The sequence below is a fragment of the Pseudomonas sp. MF6751 genome (assembly GCF_016613265.1).
Lineage (GTDB): Bacteria > Pseudomonadota > Gammaproteobacteria > Pseudomonadales > Pseudomonadaceae > Aquipseudomonas > Aquipseudomonas fluorescens_BV.
In genome coordinates this window covers 70522-89353 of record NZ_JAENSV010000005.1, presented here as the reverse complement: position 1 = coordinate 89353, position 18832 = coordinate 70522, and the positions used below count along the sequence as shown (strand labels likewise).

Below are 18832 nucleotides of genomic sequence, written 5' to 3'. Positions count from 1 at the left end.
CCCATTGCTCCTAATTCGGTTTGAAAAGCCTATGATTTATTGATCCGTCCGGCTCTTTTATGAACTCGAAAACGCCTTGTTTTCCACGATACTCCCCTGGAATTTTCAGCATATCTCTTTCAACGCCATCCCCACCTGTAATTTTCGTTATTTCTCCAGCCCCCTGAAAAACTTTTACACTTTCAGGAAAAGCATGGAGATCACCTGTCTTGATCTGACCTAATACTTTATTCGTGTATTTGGTGCCTGCGAAGAAATCATCTGTAGCGGAATTTCCTTCTGTTCCAGAACCATGATTTTCACTAAACACATTCCCCGGATCAAGTCGATGCTCCGGCGTCACATACTTGCCATCATCCTGTCGCCCATCCAGCTGCGTCCCACCGGTATGAACGGTCGGAGCAACCACACTGCCATCACCAAACCCGCCACTGCTCGGATGCACGGCGATGTCAGTGAGGATCGGATTGACCAGACTGCGATTGCTAGGATCAAGCAGGTGGATCGGGAATGCCGTACCGACAATCACATCCCAGATCAATATGCTGCTTTTCATGCTTTGCGCAGCATTCTCTCCAGTTTTGGCTGTTGCCTCAACCAGGGAATTTGCCGCAATACGCAAGTTTTCCTGAGTGGTTGGGTTAGCTGCAACTAATGCGCCGCCTATGGCTGTGATGCCCGCCATAGCGAGAGGTATGGCCGGTAAGAAGTTACTTTCTCCCGGACTGCTGTTGTTCAAACTCTTCAGTAACGTCAACACCCGCAAGGCTTCTTTCGGATCATCCCCTGCTATCTGAGTGAGCTTATCTGCCAGTGCTTGAGTTTCAGGCGAGTGGGCGTTGTTCGTGATATTGCCAAGCGCCCGGTTGACGATGGCGGACCTTTCCTCTTGGTGACGACTGCCTAGCTGTCGCATGGCCGCCTGTCCTTTCATTTCGAGCCCGACGAAGTCAGGATTTACGCCTTGCGCAATCTCCGAACCAGCGCCGAGCAGGTCCACCATCTGGAAAATCGTCTCTTCGGTTTTGTCACCTAACTTGGCTGCGTCAGTTTTCCATTGTTCTAATGTTGCCTTTGGGGATGTCACCGCCTTCAACGAAGAGTCAGTCACATACAGATCGGTACGTTTTTCCTGGTCCTTGGTAACTTCGTAGGCCTTATCAACATCGCGATTGAGCCCCGTCACTGCAGATGTAACATCGCCCACATCCCGCACAACGATCTCACCCGCGCCCACCGTCGCGCGGACTGATTGCTCGCGTTCCTTATCGTACTTCCATCCCGTAACACTCCACCCCGTCTGCCCCGTCTTGCCTTTACCGACCTGGCTCGGGTCCTGGGTAGTGCTTTCACCGTTTTTATAGGTGCCACCGACGTTCAAGTAATACCCGTGCTCTTTATCTTCTCCAGAGATGTCTCTGAACCCCAGCGTGCCGGTATCCAGTTTCAAGTTGCCATTGTCTGAAGCGATTAAAGCGCCATCCAGTTGTGTGTGCTTCTCCGTACGGATATCCACTTTGTCGCTGGCGGTAATACGCGTCTGATCCTGGACCCAATTGGTTTTTCCAGTGGTCTGACCGTAACTAACCGAACCGCTGACACCGGCGCCCGGACCGATGGTGACGGTGACACTTACATCAAATTCTTTGCCTTTGACTTTGCCGGTGTCTGGGACAGAAGAAACATTCAGGTCACCGCCGACCCGGCCAATGACTTTATCTCCCCGCAAGTCAGCACCTGCAACCTGGGTATCGCGGCCGCTCTCGAAGCCCAAACGATCGGCAGCATAGAGATAAGCATCCTGTTGACGCCGCCCTTCCCGGTCCAGGTTCCCTTTGCCCATGCTGACGCTGGCATAAACGCCGACACCCTCATTGCCAAAGGTAAACCCGACTTCGCCACCACCACTGTTTCTATTACTGTCGCTTGAACTGTCGTTCTGCGCAGCACGAATGCTCAAGTCGTTCCCTGCCTTGAGATCGATGTCGCGACCAGCCTTGGCTTGCGTACCTACCAGGCTCAGGTCATTGCTCGCGTTCAGGTTAATATCGCGCCCGGCCTGCACTGTCGTGACGGTAGAAGTACCGTTACTACCCTTCTCACTAGCAACGCCATGGCTCCCACCTACGCCTAACTTTATGCCACCACTGGTACCGCCATGGATGCCACCCCAGCTCTGACTCTCACTGTCATTTTGGTTAATGCTGCCCTTCGCTACATCAAGCGAAACATCCCGACCTTTGATGTTGATATCACGGCCGGCATTCAACTGGCCGCCGCTGATGGCCACATCATTCCCGGCGACCAAGTTGAGATCTTTACCGGCCTTCAGGGTCGATGAGCGGTTGGTCTCTTCAATCAGCTGCGTGCTGGTGCTGTGCTTGCTATTGCCGAATTTTAGGTCCCCAGTAGGACCAGCAAGGAATTGGCCGACTGCATCAACACCTTTCAGCGTACTGGAGCCCTTGCTGATGTTGTCCTCTCCTTTACCAGCCCCGCTCACTGCATCTTTGGTGTTGCCATAGTTATGGTTGATAGCCACGCTCAACCCATTGCGCTCAGTCTCCCGCTGCTGCTCCATCAGCAAACGCTCACGCGCCGCATCGATGTTGATATCCCGACCGGCCGTCAGCTCAGCATCATTGGCAGCCGATAGGTCAGAGCCGCGCTGGTTGATATCTCGCTTGGCATTGATCGTCAGGTCCTGCCCAGCATTGATCTGGCTGGCGGCTGCTGTTTGCTGCTCAAGTCTATTTTTCTCTGCACTTTTATCAGCGCCCACAAACAAGGTCACACCATTGGCGTCACTCGATACGCCAATACCGGTCTGTTTGCTTTTTTGCCAATCGCGCTCACTGGTACTGCTTTGGGCCGCAAGTACATTGACATCGCGCCCCGCATTGAGACTGACATCACGCCCGGCGCTGACCCCACTGCCCACCAAGTTAATATCTCGTTCGGCGTGCAAGTTCGCATCACGATCCGCGGACACCTGGCTCCCCACGCTGGTGCTGCTTTGGGCTTCCTGACCAGCTTTTTTGGCCGAGGAGATCGCAATAAACCCACCGGAGATCGAGCCGGTTTTCTTCTCGTATTTTTCACTACGGCTATAGGCGGTGTCGTTAGCAGAGACCAGGTTGATATCGCCCGTTTCCTTGACCAGTCCAGACCTCAACTCGACATCATTTTCTGCACTGATCTCACTGGCCCGCACCCGCACGTCATTACCCGCCGCCGCCACAACATCATTGCCCGCCTCCAACTCACTGCCCACTTGGCTCGCAGTGGTCTTCAACTGGCTCTTGCCGCTTTTGGACAGCCCCAGGAACCCGGACTTGGTCTTCTTACTGTAAGAGCCATGCTCCTCGACACCCGACAGCACCGCGATGTCACCGGTGGCACCCAGCAACATGTCGCCACCCGCCTTCAACTGGCTGCCGATCACGGTGACGTCACGCCCGCCGTCGATGCTCATGCCGCCATCGGCGTTCTTGCTGGCGTTAACGGTCAGGTCTTTACCGGCTTCGACGACAGAGGCCACGTTGGTACTGTCGTAACTCTCCCGCTGTTGGCTTTTGCTGCGTCCGAACGAGCCCTTGCTCTTCTTAGAGTAGAACGAAGCGTCTTCGTCCAGTGCCGACAGGATGCTCACATCGCGCTGTGCATCGAGGGCCACGTTACCGCCCCCGGCAATCCGGCTGGCGGTGAGCTCCAGGTCTTTACCGGCATTGAGCGACACGTCGCCGCCGGCCGTCAGCACGCTGGAAACCTGGCTGATGTGGTCCTTGGACTGGGTGACTTTCTTGGATTTGCTCGATGAATGCTGCTCGTCGGCGGCCGACGAAATGCTCAGGTTTTCGGTGGTCGTAATGCTCAAGTCACGCTTGGCGTCGATGCGGCTGGCAATGGCGGTGAAGTCACGCCCTGCCGATACCTTGAGGTCACGACCAGTCTCCACACTGGCGCCGTTTTGCGTCACGGTTTCGGTGCGCAGACGGTTGCCCAGATCCAAACCATTGCGTTGCTCAACGGCTTCGATGCGCACATCGCGGCCAGCGAACAGTGTGGTGTCACGCCCGCTTTTCAGCACGCCACCGGTATTGGCAATGTCCCGACCAGCATTCATCGTCAGGTCATTGGCCGCCTCGATGCGCGACGCACTGTCCAGATAGTCGCGGCGCTCAGCAGTGCCGTTGCCGGTACGGGTTACTGCGCGGTCGTTGATCACATCACCCTTGATCGCGGTGAGCGTCACGTCGCGTCCGGCGATGATGCCACCGGACTTGTTGACGATGTTGTTACCCGCCAGCAGGTCCAGGCGGTTGCCGGCTTCGATCAAGCCGCTGTTGATCAAGTCGTTGCCTGCTTTGGCCGACAGGTTGTTGGTGGCGCGCAGGGTCCCGGCGTTCTCCAGGTTTTCACCGGCAATCAGGTTCAGGTCGTTACCGGCGATCAAGGCACCGTTGGGCGCGAGACGATTGTCGGCCTGGGCCATGTACAGCACAGGCACCAGCACTTTCTCACCGTTCACTTCGTGCTGTTCGAGCCAGACGATGTCGTGGGTCAGGGCCGCGACCTGTTGAAAGGTCAGGGTCACACCCACTGCCAGGTTCAGTTGCTGCTTGCTCTGGATCGCATTGTCCATCAAGTACTTGAACAGTTTTTCGTCGGTGTTCTGACCGTCGATAAACCGCTGCCCTGTGCGTGCCTGCACAGCCTGCTGGATCAACCGTTGTTCATACAGCCCGTCACCCAGGCGCTTGGCACTTTCGTCCGGGTTGTAACCCAGGCCCGCGAGCAAATAGTCGGAGCTCATGAACTGCTTGAGGTCGGTGAGCACCGGGTTGGTTTCGATCAGGTATTTATGCGGCTGCGACTTAGGCGTGGTGGGCGTAAAGCCCTGTACACGGTTGATGGTCTGGCTGGCGACTGTCGTGGTTTGCGCCGCGGCATTCAGCGGCTGGGCAATCACCGCAGCGATCTGGGTTGGGCTGGCGCCTGGACCTTGTGCAGCCGGTGTGCTCACAACTGGCTGCACACCTTGCATTATCGGCGTCACGCCAGGAATGTTCAGCGTCGGTCGAGCAGGCTCGTTCGGCGTAATAACCTCAATGCTTGTATCCCGCTCGATCAGCGCCAGCTCAGGCTGATCGCCCTGCCCGGTGACCATCGGCACTGGTGCAGTTGAGCCGGTAGACGGATTTTGGGCGTTGATGCCCTCGCCCCGCGCGATTTCACCTGTAGTGATCTGGCTGGGCGTCCAGCCACTACCGTTGGCCGCATCGTTGGCACCTGCAACGTTAAGCGTTCTGCTGGTGGAGGTGATGCCACTGACCTGACGTGCGGTCGGATCCAGCTGATGAGTAGACGCCTCCTGTTGAGCGACGCCCTTGAAGTCGAAGGTGCGTGTTTCAATCGCTGGCTGTGCGTCCTGGCGTTGAGCAAGGCCCAGGGTTGCACCGCCCATTGTCCAACTCTGCGGGCCGCTGGGGGCTTGGGTGGCTTGAGTGTCATCAACCGCTTGGCTACTGAGGCGGAACAGACCGTGGGTGCCGGAGGGCAAGGTGAAGCCGCGTAGCGTTAACGGATTGACCTGTTGTTGGGCCAGGTCTGGTGGCAATTGCGGAGCGAGCTGCACTACCACGGTTGTTGGACCGCTGGCGACCCCCGTGTCCTCATTGCGCGGCGCGTGCCCGGCCAAGGCTGTGTTGGACGCCTCAATGCTGTTGATCAAGGTCTTGCTGGCGGTGATGTTCACGGCACCAGTAGCTTGAATGATCGCTGGAGCCAATGAAGCGCCAGCGGTCGATACCAGGGTATCGCCAATCAGCCTGAACGCTGACAACGCACCGACCGGCAAGCTTTTGGGTCCTGACTGAGCGTTGTAGGGGTCCATCACACCCCGTTTGAAGCGCCAGTAAGTACCGTTAGTCGCTTCCAGCCGCCAGGTACGGGTACGCGTTCCGGAGCCAGATGCAGCGCCTTTGTTGGTCAGCGTATCCGCAGTAATGTTCATGTCGGCGCCAGAAGCGATAACACTATATTCATTGAGCAGCGAATTAGCGGCGATATCCATGCGCCCGCCAGACTGGATAGTCGAAGTAGCCGAAGCCTTGAGTAACTCAGTTTGATAGTTTTCCGTGCCGACAAAGTCGACAACAAAGTGATCGCCTCGGCAGTCCCAACAAATATTGGTGAGTGACCCGCCGCTACCGGCGGTGTCTTTGGTGGTGAACTCGTCCCGGCGGTTAGTCAGACTGGAAATCTTAAGGGACATGTCACGAATGGATTCGATGCTGCCGGATACGTTTTCGAGACTGGCTGCCTTGCTCACACCATCTCGACCGGTCACATCCAGTCGGCCCAGGCTATAGATGTCGCCGAACTGGTTGGTGATTGTGTCGCTACGCAAGGCCATGTCGTTGCCGCTGAACAACAAACCATGATCGTTCAACAAGGCTGCACTGGTTACGGTTACATTCTGTGCGCCACCCAATGTTCCGTAGTTGTTCAGCGTTCCTGCCGAGAGTTCGAGGTTGGTCGCAGAGGTCAAGCGTCCATAGTTGTTCAATTGCCCATCAATGTTGACCTGGGTATCGCCACCGCCAGTAATTTTGGCGCTAGTGCTCAGATCCAACCGACTCGCATGCAGGTTGAGACCACTCTGACTGGTGACTCGCCCATTACCGCTATAGGCGCCCGCGAGGTCGATATTTAAACTCCCATCACTGGCAATCAACCCATTATTGACCCAACTGCCACCCCTGCCTTCCAGGTGCGTCGAAGCCAGCAGTTGCCCGGTTTCCGTCTGGGTGAAGTGATTGACGTTGACGTTCAAACGCCCTGCCTGAATGACGCTGGTATTGGTCCAGGTATCCGCGTTCAGGGTCAGGCCACCGCGAGTGACAACGGTGCCGCCCGCGCCGGTAACGTTGGGCAACGAGATGTCGAACGTGCCCTCACCCACATGCAGCAACTGGCCGCCGTTGTTCTGGAAGCTGGCAGCCGCGAGGGTCAGGTCCTGGTTGGCGGTTTCCACGGCGCCGTTACGGTTGTCGAACACGCCTCCGATCTGGAACGCTGTTTTGCCCGAGCGCCCCAGGGCACGCAATTTGCCGCCCTGGTTATCGATGGCGCTGGCGGCCACGGTCAGGTTGTTGGTGCTTTCGATCAGGCCGTTGTGGTTGGTCAACTGGCCGTTGAGGCCGAGCGCGATCTGGTCACCGGCAATCTGGCCGGCGCTGTTTTCCAGGGCGCCGCCGTTGATACGCATCAGGCCCTTGGCATACAACGCGCCCTGCTGGTTATTGAGGGTTACCGCCGTCAGCAGCGCATCGCTGGTCTGTGCGCCCACATAGCCGCCCTGGTTATCGAGGTGACCGGCACTGAGTAACAGGCTCTGGCCCTGAATCAAGCCGCCCTTGGGGCTGGCGCTCAGGTCATGACCGTTGCGCAGCACACCCACCACACCGGCCTCGATGGCACCCTTGAGACTGGCGAGCACGCCGCTACGGTTGTCGAGGTTGCCGGCCTTGAGGTGCACGTCACCGGTCTGGCTGATGATATTGCCGCGCTGGTTATCGAGATCGCCATTGACCTCGACCCGCAGGCCGTTCTGCCCCTGTATCTTGCCCTGCGCGTTGGTCAGGCCAAAGGCGTTGATTTGCAGGTCGCCGTCTTGACTGTAAATCAGCCCGTCGCCGTTGTTTTGAACGATAGCGCTGGCATCAATGGCTAGCCGACCTTTGGACGCAACGGTGCCGCCTTCGCTGTTGTTCAGACCACCCAAGGCCAATGACAGAGCGCCCTGGCTAGCGAGTTGCCCACCACGGTTATCCACTTCAATAGCTTGCTTGAGCACCAGCGAATTGGTACCCGCGATCTTTCCGTTGACGTTGCCAAGGTGACCTTGCAGGTTCAGCACCAGATGGTCGTTACCCATCAGCGAGCCACCGGTGTTGAGCAAGTTGCCACCCAGGAAGTTCAGGTTGCGCAGGGCCGTGATAGTGCCGGCGCTGTTGTCGAGGTTGGCCGCGCTCAGATCCAGCGTCGAGCCGCTGTCGATCAACCCACCTTGGGTGTTGTTCAATGCGCCAATCACGCTCAAGGTCTGCTGCGCGCCGCTGGAGATAACACCTTTGTTGCTGTTATCCAGGCTGGCGGCGCTGACATTCAACCGCCCTTGGCTGGCCAGCGCACCTTCGCCACTGTTGCGCAAGCTGCCACTGAGGCGCACGTCAAGGTCGCCGTTGCGACTGGACAGCGTGCCTTTGTCACGGTTGTCCAACTGGGTGCCGATCAGGTTGAGCCCTTGCCAACCCGACAGCAAGCCGCCGCGATTGACGATGTCGCCTGCGTTCAGCGTCAGCAGTTGCTGGCTGATAAGCGTACCGGCGCTGTTGTCCAGGTTACGCAGCGTCATGTTCAGGGCGTTTTGGCTGGACAGTTCGCCGCCCTGGTTTTGCACGTCTTGCACACGCTTGAGGGTCAGCGGGCCTTTGGCGAAGATCAGGCCTTTACGGTTATCCAGATCCCCGTTGGCCAGGTCCAGGCTCAGGCGCTGCTCGCCGATCAGCCTGCCGCCACGCAAGGCCATGGACGTCAGCGTAAGGTCCATATCGCCCTTGGCCGACACTTCGCCGCCGTTGCTGGCATCCAGAGCCTGGGCATTTAGTTGCAGGCTGCCCTGGCTGTTGATCAGGCCTTTGGCGCTGTTATCCAAGGCCGAAGCATTGATCGTCAGGGCGCTGGTGCCAAGCAGGCTGCCGCCCTGGTTATTGAGGTTGCCCGCATTGACTGTCAGTGCTTGCGCGGCATTGATCAAGCCTTGTTGCCCGTTAGTCAGGAGCTCGGTGCTGGTCAATTCAAGCCCGCCGCGACTGGTCAGCGTACCGCCGCTGTTATCGACGACACCCGCCTGAGCACTCAGGCTCGCCGCCGCGACCAGACCCTTGATGTTGCTGAGCACCTGGTCGATACGCAGCGTCAGGCCCTGGTTGCTGAGCAGGCGACCACTGCTGTTATCCAGGTTGCGCGCCACGATATTGAAGGCCTGGCCACTGGAGATTTCACCGGCCTGGTTGTTCACACCATTGAGATGGTTGAGCACCAGCGGCCCAGTCGCGTTGATCAGGCCCTGCTGGTTGTTAAGCTGGCCGTTGTTCAGGTCCAGCGTCAGCGCGGCGTTGCTGAACAGCTTGCCGCCTGGCTGATCAAGCCCATCCACTCTGGCCGTCAGGGCCTGGGCGCTGCCGATGCTGCCGGCGCTGTTATTCAGTAGCCCAGCCTTCAGCTCCAAGGTGTCGCCACTGGTGAGACGGCCCCCAGTGTTATCCAGCGCGCCAGTGGTTACACTGACCGCCCCTTTGCCACTGAGCACGCCCTTCTGGTTCCCCAGGCTAGCGCTGCGCAGTTGCAGCGTGCTGTCAGTCACGAGCTCACCGCCCTCGTTGTCCAGAGCCCCCTGCGAACCCAGCACCAACGCGTCGGCGCTGGAAATCCGCCCCTGACGGTTGACTACGCTCGCCGCATCGACGCTCAGGCGCCCTTCACTGTTGAGCACGCCTTGAGTGTTATTCAGCTCCCCTTTCAGCTCAAGTTGCAGAAGCTGCTGTGCGAGCAGTTTGCCGTTGCTGTTGTCCAGGTCCTGAGCGCTCAGCATCAGCCGCTGAGTGTTGAGCTGGCCTTGGTTGCGATTAAGCAGCTTGGTGAGCGTAAGGTTCAAGGATTGCCCGGCCAGCACACGACCGGCATCGCTGTTATCCAGGGTGTGCCCTTTGACAGTCAGGTCGGCGTTGGTCGACAGTTCGCCGCCACGGTTGTCGATACTATCGACCAGCACCTTCAGCGCTTTATCGGCGCCAACCAGGCCTTTGCGGTTGTCCAGGGACGCACCACGCACATCCACGGCGGTGGTGCTGATGAGTTGACCGCCGCGGTTATCGACCTGATCGATATCAGCGGTCACCAATGCCTTGCCCGATACATCACCGTCACGGTTGTCGAGCCGAGCGGAAGACAGCCGCATGGCGCCGTCGGCAATCAGCGTTCCGCGCTGGTTATCAAGCGCATGGGTGGCCGAGACGTCCATGACGCCACGACTGTTGAGCAGACCATCAGTGTTGTCCAAGCGAGCACTATTGGCGTTAAGGGCGGCTGCGCTGATCGCACCTTTAACGTTGCCCAAGGCATCTTGAATCTGCAGTGTCAGGCCTTGGTTACTGATCAGCTTGCCGCCGCTGTTATCCAGGTTACGAGCCGTCAGGGCAAAGGCTTGCTGGCTGGAAATTTCGCCACGCTGGTTGTTCACATCGGCGAGGTTTTTCAACATCAGCAGCGGGCTATTGATAAGCCCGCCCACGTTGCTCAGTTGGCCGTGATTCAGGTCAAGATCAAGCTGGGTATTACTGAATAGTTCACCGCCCTGTTGATTCAGACCGGTGATCGCGGCAGTCAGGTTTTTGCTGCTGGCGATACGTCCGCTGTTGTCCACCTGGCTTGCCGACAGATCCAGGCGATCGGCGCTGGTGATACGGCCATTGTTGTTCAGCGTGCCGGTGGTCAGGATAAGGGCACCACGGCTGTTGAGCAGGCCTTTGGGACCGTTGTCCAGGCCCGCGCTGGTGAGCGTCAGGGCGGCATCGGTCTCCATGACGCCGCCCTGGTTGGTGATAGCACCGCTGGCAGCGAGTGTGAGCGCACCTGCCGAAGAGACGGCACCCGCGTCGTTGTTGAGCGTCGCGCTGGTCACCTGCAGGGTGCCTTCGCTGCTGATTTTGCCCAGTTGGTTATCCAGCCGGCCATCCAGTTCAGTGCCAGGAATGGCTACCAGCGACATGCTCAGCGATTGCTGGCCCGCGAAAGTGCCTTGGCCGTTATCCAGGCGCGCACCGTTGAAGCGGTTGTCCCGGGCGAAAATCATCCCTTGAGCCTGGTTGATCACATGGGCCACGGCCAGCTCCAATGCGGTACCGGCGATCAGTTTGCCCGCGCTGTTATCCAGGTGCTGCGCCTTGAAGTCGATGCTGCTCTGGCTTGAGATCTCGCCCGCACGGTTATCAACGGCGTCGACCGTCAGTTTCAGCGCTTTTGTGGCGCCTACCAGGCCGCCATCGCGATTGTCCAAGGAGGTCCCGCTCAGGCTCAGCTCGTTCTGGGCAACCAGCTCACCGCCCTGTTGGGCCAGTACGCCGATGGTTGCCTGCAGATCACTCTGACTCGCGATGCGGCCAGCCGCGTTTTGTACATTGTCGGCAGTCAGTCGCAGGGGCCCGACGGCACTCACCAGGCCCTTCTGGTTGCGCAACTGTTGCCCGGCGAAGCCCAAGGCCGCCTTGCTGCTGAGTGAGCCTTGCTGATTGTCCAGCTCACCCACATTGAGTTGAAGGTCCTTCTGGGAAAGGATCACACCGCTGCGGTTGTCGACATTCGCACTGTGCAACGTCAACAGGTCCTGCCCGGTCAGCCGCCCTTCGCGGTTATCCAGACGACCGGCACGCAGTTCCATCGCGCCTTTGGCCAACACCTGCCCTTTGGCCTGATTGTCAAGTAACCCATCAATCGTGGCCTTGAGTTGGCCGTCACTGCCCAATTTCCCGGCCTGGCGGTTATCCAGACTGGCGGCCTGCACGTTCAACGAGGTACCAGCACCGAGTGTGCCGGCGCGATTATTCAGTGCGCCCTTGACCTTTACGTCCAGGCTGACATCACCGAGCACCTGCCCGGCAGTGTTATCCAAACTGGCCGCCTTCAGCTGCGTGTGGCCTGCGCTGACGATTTCGCCCTGATGGTTAAGCAGGTCCTCATTGACCGCCAGGCGCGCATCCAGAGTGCTGCTGACCTTGCCTTCACGATTGTCCAGGCGCGAAGCACCCAGCTCGACACCGGCGGCTGAAATCAGCCCCTTAACGTTAAGCAGCGCCTGTTCGATTTTGAGGGTCAAGCCTTGGTCGCTGAGTAAGTTGCCGCCGCTGTTGTCCAGGGTGCCGGCACGCAATGCGAAGGCCTTGGCGCTGGAGATTTCACCGTTACGGTTGTCGACGCTTTTGAGGTTTTTGAGCAACAACTGCCCTGGCGCGTTGATAAAGCCATCGGCGTTATTCAAGTGCCCCTGGTTCATGTCCAGGGTCAGTTCGCTGTTGCTGTAAAACTCACCGGCTCCGCGCTGGTCGAGGCTGCTGAGGCTAGCGTTGAGCGACTGGCCACTGGCGATACGGCCCTCGAAGCGGTTGTCTACATCGGTCGCTGTCAGGGCGAGGCGATCAGCGCTGGTGACACGACCTTGATGCTGGTTAAGCAAGACGCCTGTGGTCAGTTGCAGCGCACCGTCAGCCACAATGCGCCCGTGGCTGTTGTCGACACTGCCCACATTCACCGTCGCCGTATCAGCGCTGAGCACCTCTCCGTTCTGATTGACGAGGGCATTGGCGGAGCTCAACAGTAACGCCCCGCCGCTGCTGATGAGCCCGCCGTTGTTGCCAAGGCTGGCGCTGCGCAGTTGCAAGGCGGCGTCGCTGCGTATCACGCCTTGGCTGTTGTCAGCCTGTTCGGCGAGGGTCATGTCGAGGTTGCGTTTGGCGTAGAGACTGCCTTGGGCGCTGTTGTCCAGGCTGATCGCTTTGAGATTGACGTCCTGTTGCGCAGAAATCAGGCCCTTGAGCTGGTTGTTCAGCCTGTCGAGCGTCAGCTGGAGCGTACTATTGGCCAGTACGCGACCGGCATTGCTGTTGTCCAGCTCACGGCCCGTCATCGTCAGTTCGGTAACGCTGGAAACTTCACCCCCGCGGTTGTCCACTTTGCCGATGGACAGGTTCATGGCCTTACCCGAGTTGAGCAACCCGGCCTGACGGTTGTCCAGCTCGTCCCCCTTGATCCGCAACTGCCCGACCGACGTGATGCTGCCACCTCGGTTATCCACGCTCCCCACCACAAGGTGCGCCTCACCCTTGCTGGTCAGGCGGCCCTTGGACTGGTTGCCCAGGCTGGCGGCATTGACCCTCAGCATCTGACCGGCAGCTAGCGTGCCTTTGTCATTGTTGACCGCGCCCTGGCTGGTCAAGGTCAAGCGGTTATCGCCCTGGATGCGCCCTTGACTGTTGTTCAGCGCAGCCACTTCGACTGTCGAGTGCTGACCCAGCAATTCACCGTTGCGGTTGTCCAGCACACCGTCTACGCCGAGGTTCAGGTCGGAAACGGCACTCAGCTTGCCGCCCTGGTTGCCCAGGCTGACGCTGTTTACCTGCAAAGCAGCGGCGGAAATCAAGCCACGGGTGTTGTCCAGTGCTTGGGCGATACGCAAGGTCAGGGCTTGCTGGCTGAGTATCTTGCCGCCCGTCGTATTCAAGGCCGTCGCCGCCAGCTCAAAGGCACGCGCACTGGAAATTTCACCGCCCTGGTTATCAACGCTGCCCAGTTGCTTGAGCAGTAATTGCCCTGGGGCATTGATCAGACCAGAACTATTGTTGAGATGGCCACCTTGCAGGTCCAGGCTTACATCGGCTTGGCTGGAGACCTGCCCCTTACGGCTGTTGTCCAGCGCGGTAACCGTCATCCCCAACTGGGTCGCGCTGCTAAGGCGCCCGCCCTGGTTGCTCAGCTTGCCGGTCGTGATCTTCAGGTCGCTGGCACTGGAGAGTGTTGCGTCATCATTGGTTAAACCGGAGGCATTGATGGTCAAACGATCATCGCTGCGCAGTGTGCCTTGGGCGTTGTTCAACTGGCCGCCGAGGGCTACACCCAATTGACCTTTGGCATACAGACTACCGCCTGCACTGTTATCCAATCCTTGCCCCGTGAGCTGTACCTGCTGAGCGGCAATGCGACCTTTGAGCGAGTTGTTCAGGTCGGTGGCGTTCAACTGCAAGTCTGTACCGGCACTCAAAAGCCCTGCTTGGTTGAGCAGGCTACCCGCAATACCGGCCGTCAGTGCACCGTCGCTGTTCAAGTTACCTTTGCGGTTATCCAGACTGGCGCTGTTGAGCGTCACGCTGTGCCCAGCGGCTAACGTGCCGGCCTGATTACTGACCGCGCCGCCCGCTTGGAGTAGCAACGTCGAATCACCCTGTACCACTCCCTGGTCGTTATTGAGCGTCCCAACGCCAAGCACAAGATGTTTGCCCAGAACCTTTGCACTGCGGTTATCGAGTTGGCCATCGACTTGCAAATTGATGCTATCCACCGCAGCGAGTCGACCGGACTGGTTAATCAGTGTCCCAGCCCGTACACCCAAGGCCTTTGCGGTCAACGCACCTTGGGTGTTGTCCAGGGCGCGGGCAATGCGCACACTCAAGGCTTGCTCGCTGAGCAACTTGCCGGCGCTGTTATTAAGTTGATCCGCATTCAGATCGAAGGCTTGGGCGCTGGAGATTTCGCCGCCCTGGTTATCGACGCTGTTCAGTTGAGTCAACAACAACTGGCCTGGGGAGTTGATCAAGCCGCCTTGGTTATTGAGGTGACCCCGATTGAGGTTCAGGCTCAAATCGCCTTGGCTGAAGAGTTGGCCGCCATTGCTGTTGTTCAGGCTACCCACGGTCAACTGTACGCCTGCGTCGGCACTGAAACGCCCGCTTTGATTGGCGAGCAAACCACCCACCCGGGCGTTAAGCCCATCACGGCTATGAACTCGACCGCGTTGGTCGTTGATCAAACTGGCAACGTCAATATCCAGGCCGCTGGCTGCAATTTGACCGGCACCATTGTTCAGCGCCTGGGCGATACGCAAGCCCAAGGCTTGATCACTGAGCAGCTTGCCAGCGCGGTTGTCGAGGCTGTTCGCCGCGACGCTAAACCCATGGGCACTGGAAATCTCGCCACTGCGGTTGTCGACGCTATTGAGATTATTCAGCGTCAGTTGGCCACTGGCATTGATCAAACCTGCATCGTGGTTGTCGAGGTGGCCGTTGCTCAGGTCCAGGGTTAGGTCGCTATTGCTGTAAATGCGCCCTTGGTCATGCTGGTCGAGGCTGGTGGCACGGGCATTGAGAGCCTTGGCACTGGAGATTGATCCACCTTGGCTGTTATTGACCGGGCCGGCCGCCAGTTCAAGGGTGCCACCACCGGCGAGCACGCCATGTTGGTTATTCAAGCTCCCGGCATTGACCTGTGCGGCGGCACCCGATTCGATGCGGCCCTGCTGCTGATTATCCAACGTGCCGGCAATATTCAGCCCCAGGTCGCCCTGGCTGGTGAGGATGCCTGACTGGCTATTGTCCAGTTGCACGGCGTTGACCTGCGCCATCTGCCCGGCTACCAGACGGCCGCTTTGATTGTTCACCGCCGCGCTGGCAGTCAAGCGCAGCGCCTGGCCCGCAGATATCAGGCCAGCGACGTTGTCCAGGCTGTCGACCTGCAAGGTGACTTCAGCAAGGCTTGACAGCTCGCCCTTGCGATTGACCAACTGCCCGATGCGGCCGCTGAGCCCCAGGTCGCCCACCACCAGGCCTGCGTCAGCATTGAGCAATCGTGCGGCATTCAACTCAATGCGTGCGGCGCTCAACACGCGGCCTTGCTGTTGGTTGTCCAGTTCTTTGGTCGTCACCTTCAGCTGGTTTTGCGCGCTGAGGGTGCCGCTGCGGTTGTCGACAGTGCCATCCACATTCACGGTCAGGTCACGACTGGCGATGACGGTCTTACCGTTGTTATTCAACTGGGCGGCAGTGACGTGGATATCGCCCTGAGCATTGCGCGTCCGATCAGCGTTGACACCCGCTTCGATGACACCGTTGTTGGTCAACACCCCACTGCTTTGCAGCGCCACGCGATCCCGCGCAGCCAGGCTTTTTTGATTAAGCAAGTCGCCTTGCGTCTTCATCTCAAGCACACTGCCCGCCGCGACCACGCCCTGGGCTTCCACGCTGCGGGCCTTCACGTCAATGGCGCCGGCTGCTGTTGTCTGGCCCATGACCACCTTGCCGCCAGCGTCGATTTGAATATCGCCGCCAGCGACCATATCCCCCGACAACTTCACGCCGACACCCGCCTCAGTGCCCATCAGCTTGACCGCGCCTACATACATGCCGCCCAGCGCCGACGAGTCAATCGCCAGATCCGGCGCCTGGCTGCCATCTGCGGCCCGCGCGGTGGCATTTAAGCTGCGTGCGTCCACATCATTACGACCGGCGACGATGGTGAGCTTTTTCGCCTGGATCTGGGCATTGATGGTGGTGGCGCGGGTGATGATTTCGAACTGATCGACGTTGCTGGCGTTCAGGCCCGCGCCTTCGATGGCGACACTGCCCTGATCCACCTGATAACGATTGATCTGGCCGTTTTCGATCACGGCTTTACCGGTGGTGAGCGTCGCTTGCGGGGTATTGATAAAGCCGCAACCTTTACAGCTGATGCCATACGGGTTGGCAACGATCACATGCGCCGATTGCCCGGCCACTTCGGTGTAGCCGCGCAGTTGGCTGGGGCTGCCGCCGTTGACTTCATTGAGGATGATGTTGGCAGCGGTGCCGTTGAGATTGGGGTTGCCGACAATGATGCCGCCCAGTTGTGTGGCCTGGGTGCGGTCGGTGGCGTTGTTGAGGATCACCCCATTGGCGCCGACGTTGTAGTCATGGAATTGGTTATGCGACAGCCCGCTGGTATTTGGCGTAGCGATGTTGACGATGGGCACGCCATTACCCGCTTGCCCGACCGTCGTACCTGGGGCATTCACCACAATGCCGCCCGCCTGAGCCAGTAACGGATGCCAGAAAATGGCGTTGGCCAGAATCAATGCCAATCCACGTTTAGGCAGCCCCACAAAATGGGAACGGCTTTTTACGGCAGCAGAAGGCTGGCGCGCGAGGAATGCGTACTGGCGAACGTCCATGTCATGTCTCGAAGCCCAAAGGCGGTCAAAAATTTAAAGGAAAAAATCCAGACGGAAATAGATCGGCGCTTCACGGTCCGTGATCGCGTCCGGTCGTTCCAAAGAGTGTGCAAAGGTCACGCTGGCCGCGACGTTCTTGCCGCGCGCAAACAACTCCACCGAGTTGCTGCTCATGCGCCCATGCTGCTCGGCGTTGTAGCGGCCATGCCTGATGACGCCCTGGTCGTAGCCCAGGCTGGTGCCGTATTCAGTGAACACCGGCTGCATCCAGGCCCAAGTCAACGGCCGACTCCAGCGCAGGTCGTTGCGCCAGTAGCCGCCGCTGTCGCCGGCAAGCATTTGGTCTTTGTAGCCCCGAATCGACGACTGCCCGCCCAGGCTCATGCGCTGCGGGCTGAACAACACGTCTTCGCTGTGCTGACCGGTCATCAAGCTGCTGAAACTGAGGGACTCACCCCAGAGTTTGAACGGGTACAGATAGCTCACCGTGGCGGTGTACTTGCGGTAGCGCGCATCCGGCTGCCCAGGCTTTGGATCGTGATTGGCCTGGGCATCGAATGCGCCGATGCCGTTTTGCATGCTAAGGTCAATGTTGAGGAATGAGCCACCGATACGCCGGCCATGGTTGATACCCACTTGCGCTTCACTGAGGCGGTTGCTGCTCAAGGCGAGCTTGCTGTCTTCGATAAAGTTGTTGGTACGAAGATAGGCGATGCCAGTGTTCAGGGAAGTCTTGCTCAAAGCGTCACGATGGATGACGCGCTCCAGGCGCAACTGGTGATTCTGGCTGTCGCCCGTCTGCTTGAATTTGAAGTTATTGGCCTCGGCCTGGGAGCGGTACTCACTTTCGATGTAGCTGTACGAGAGGTTCCACCAACCGAACGGCAGGCTATAACTGAGCATCGAGTTGCGCGAGGTTTTCTGGTGATCGCTGACAGCATCATGGCCGCCACGTAGCGAAAGTTGGTCGGCAAAGCCCAACGGATTGTCCCAATCCAGACTGGCGCCCCACTGCTGCTCACCGGTGCTGCGCTGGCCGCCGTTATGCCGCGACAGGCCGACACGCCAGGGCTTTTGCGGGGTGTTTTTGACCAGTACATCACTGCCCCCAACGGCCTTTCCCGGCGCCAACTCCATCTGCGCCTGGTTCGATGGCAAGCGGTTCAACTGATCGACCATCTGCTCGATTTCCCGCAGATTGAGCAGTTCACCCTGCTTGCCGGGGAAACTCATGGTCAATTGACGGTTAGTGATTCCGCTGCCTTCGGCAGCCTTGAGGCTCTCCAGCTTACCTTCGACCACTTGGATCTTGAGATTGCCGCTGGAAAGGTCCTGCTGCAGCAAATACGCACGACTGGTGACCAGGCCTTTGGCCAGATAACGGTCGGTGATCACCTTGAGCACTGCGTTGAGCTGCGGCACACCAAGACATTGGCCGACATAGGGCTTGATCAGATCAGCGCGCTCACCTTCGCTCAGCGCATCCGCACCGCCCAGCTCGATGGTTTTGATCGGGAAGCAGCGGGTGTCGGCAGGCGTTGCCGATGTTGTTGGCGCGGCGGCTTTACCCGGCAAGTCTTTGAGTTCTTCAAGGCGCCGTTGCTGCTCTTCGAGCAGGCGGTCCTGGCGGTCACGGATGAGGTCGGTGATGCCGGGGGCGTTCTGCGGCGTGGCCGCTTGCGCCCATCCGGAGGTGCCCAGGCAAAAAAAAGCGGACAGCAGGCTTAACCTGGTCCGACGCGGTAAACGCCACACTTTATAGATCCCTCTATATGGCCTTATGCCATCCTATGTGGCGATGATAAGATGTCATTTTGATGGCGTCAATTAACAGTGCAAATCCGTTCAGCCCTTCACGCAGAGCTGCTCAGGCTTGAAATGTAGAGTTTTTGCGGGTTCTAACCCTGCCGCTAAGCACTGATGCAGCGTGTGGTATCGAGCCGTTGTGTTAAGCAACAAGCCATAAAAAACCCCACAGCATCAAGGATCCTGTGAGGTTCTTACCTTCTGTTTCGC

The 18832-nt window shown here is 58.6% G+C and carries 2 protein-coding genes; both read right to left on the bottom strand.

Annotated features, from left to right (window positions below):
- Positions 1-10: 10 nt before the first annotated feature.
- The gene (locus JJD66_RS06415) at positions 11-16816 is read right to left on the bottom strand and encodes a hemagglutinin repeat-containing protein (RefSeq protein ID WP_234452169.1); all 16806 of its coding nucleotides are present in this window, start codon (positions 16814-16816) and stop codon (positions 11-13) included.
- A gap of 33 nt (positions 16817-16849) precedes the next feature.
- Complete coding sequence (locus JJD66_RS06410; protein WP_200647795.1) at positions 16850-18571, bottom strand: ShlB/FhaC/HecB family hemolysin secretion/activation protein; 1722 nt, start codon at positions 18569-18571, stop codon at positions 16850-16852.
- Positions 18572-18832: the final 261 nt, after the last annotated feature.

Coding starts and splice junctions, on each gene's coding strand:
- JJD66_RS06415 (WP_234452169.1), bottom strand. CDS start 16,816: ATGGACGTTCGCCAGTACGCATTCCTCGCGCGCCAGCCTTCTGCTGCC.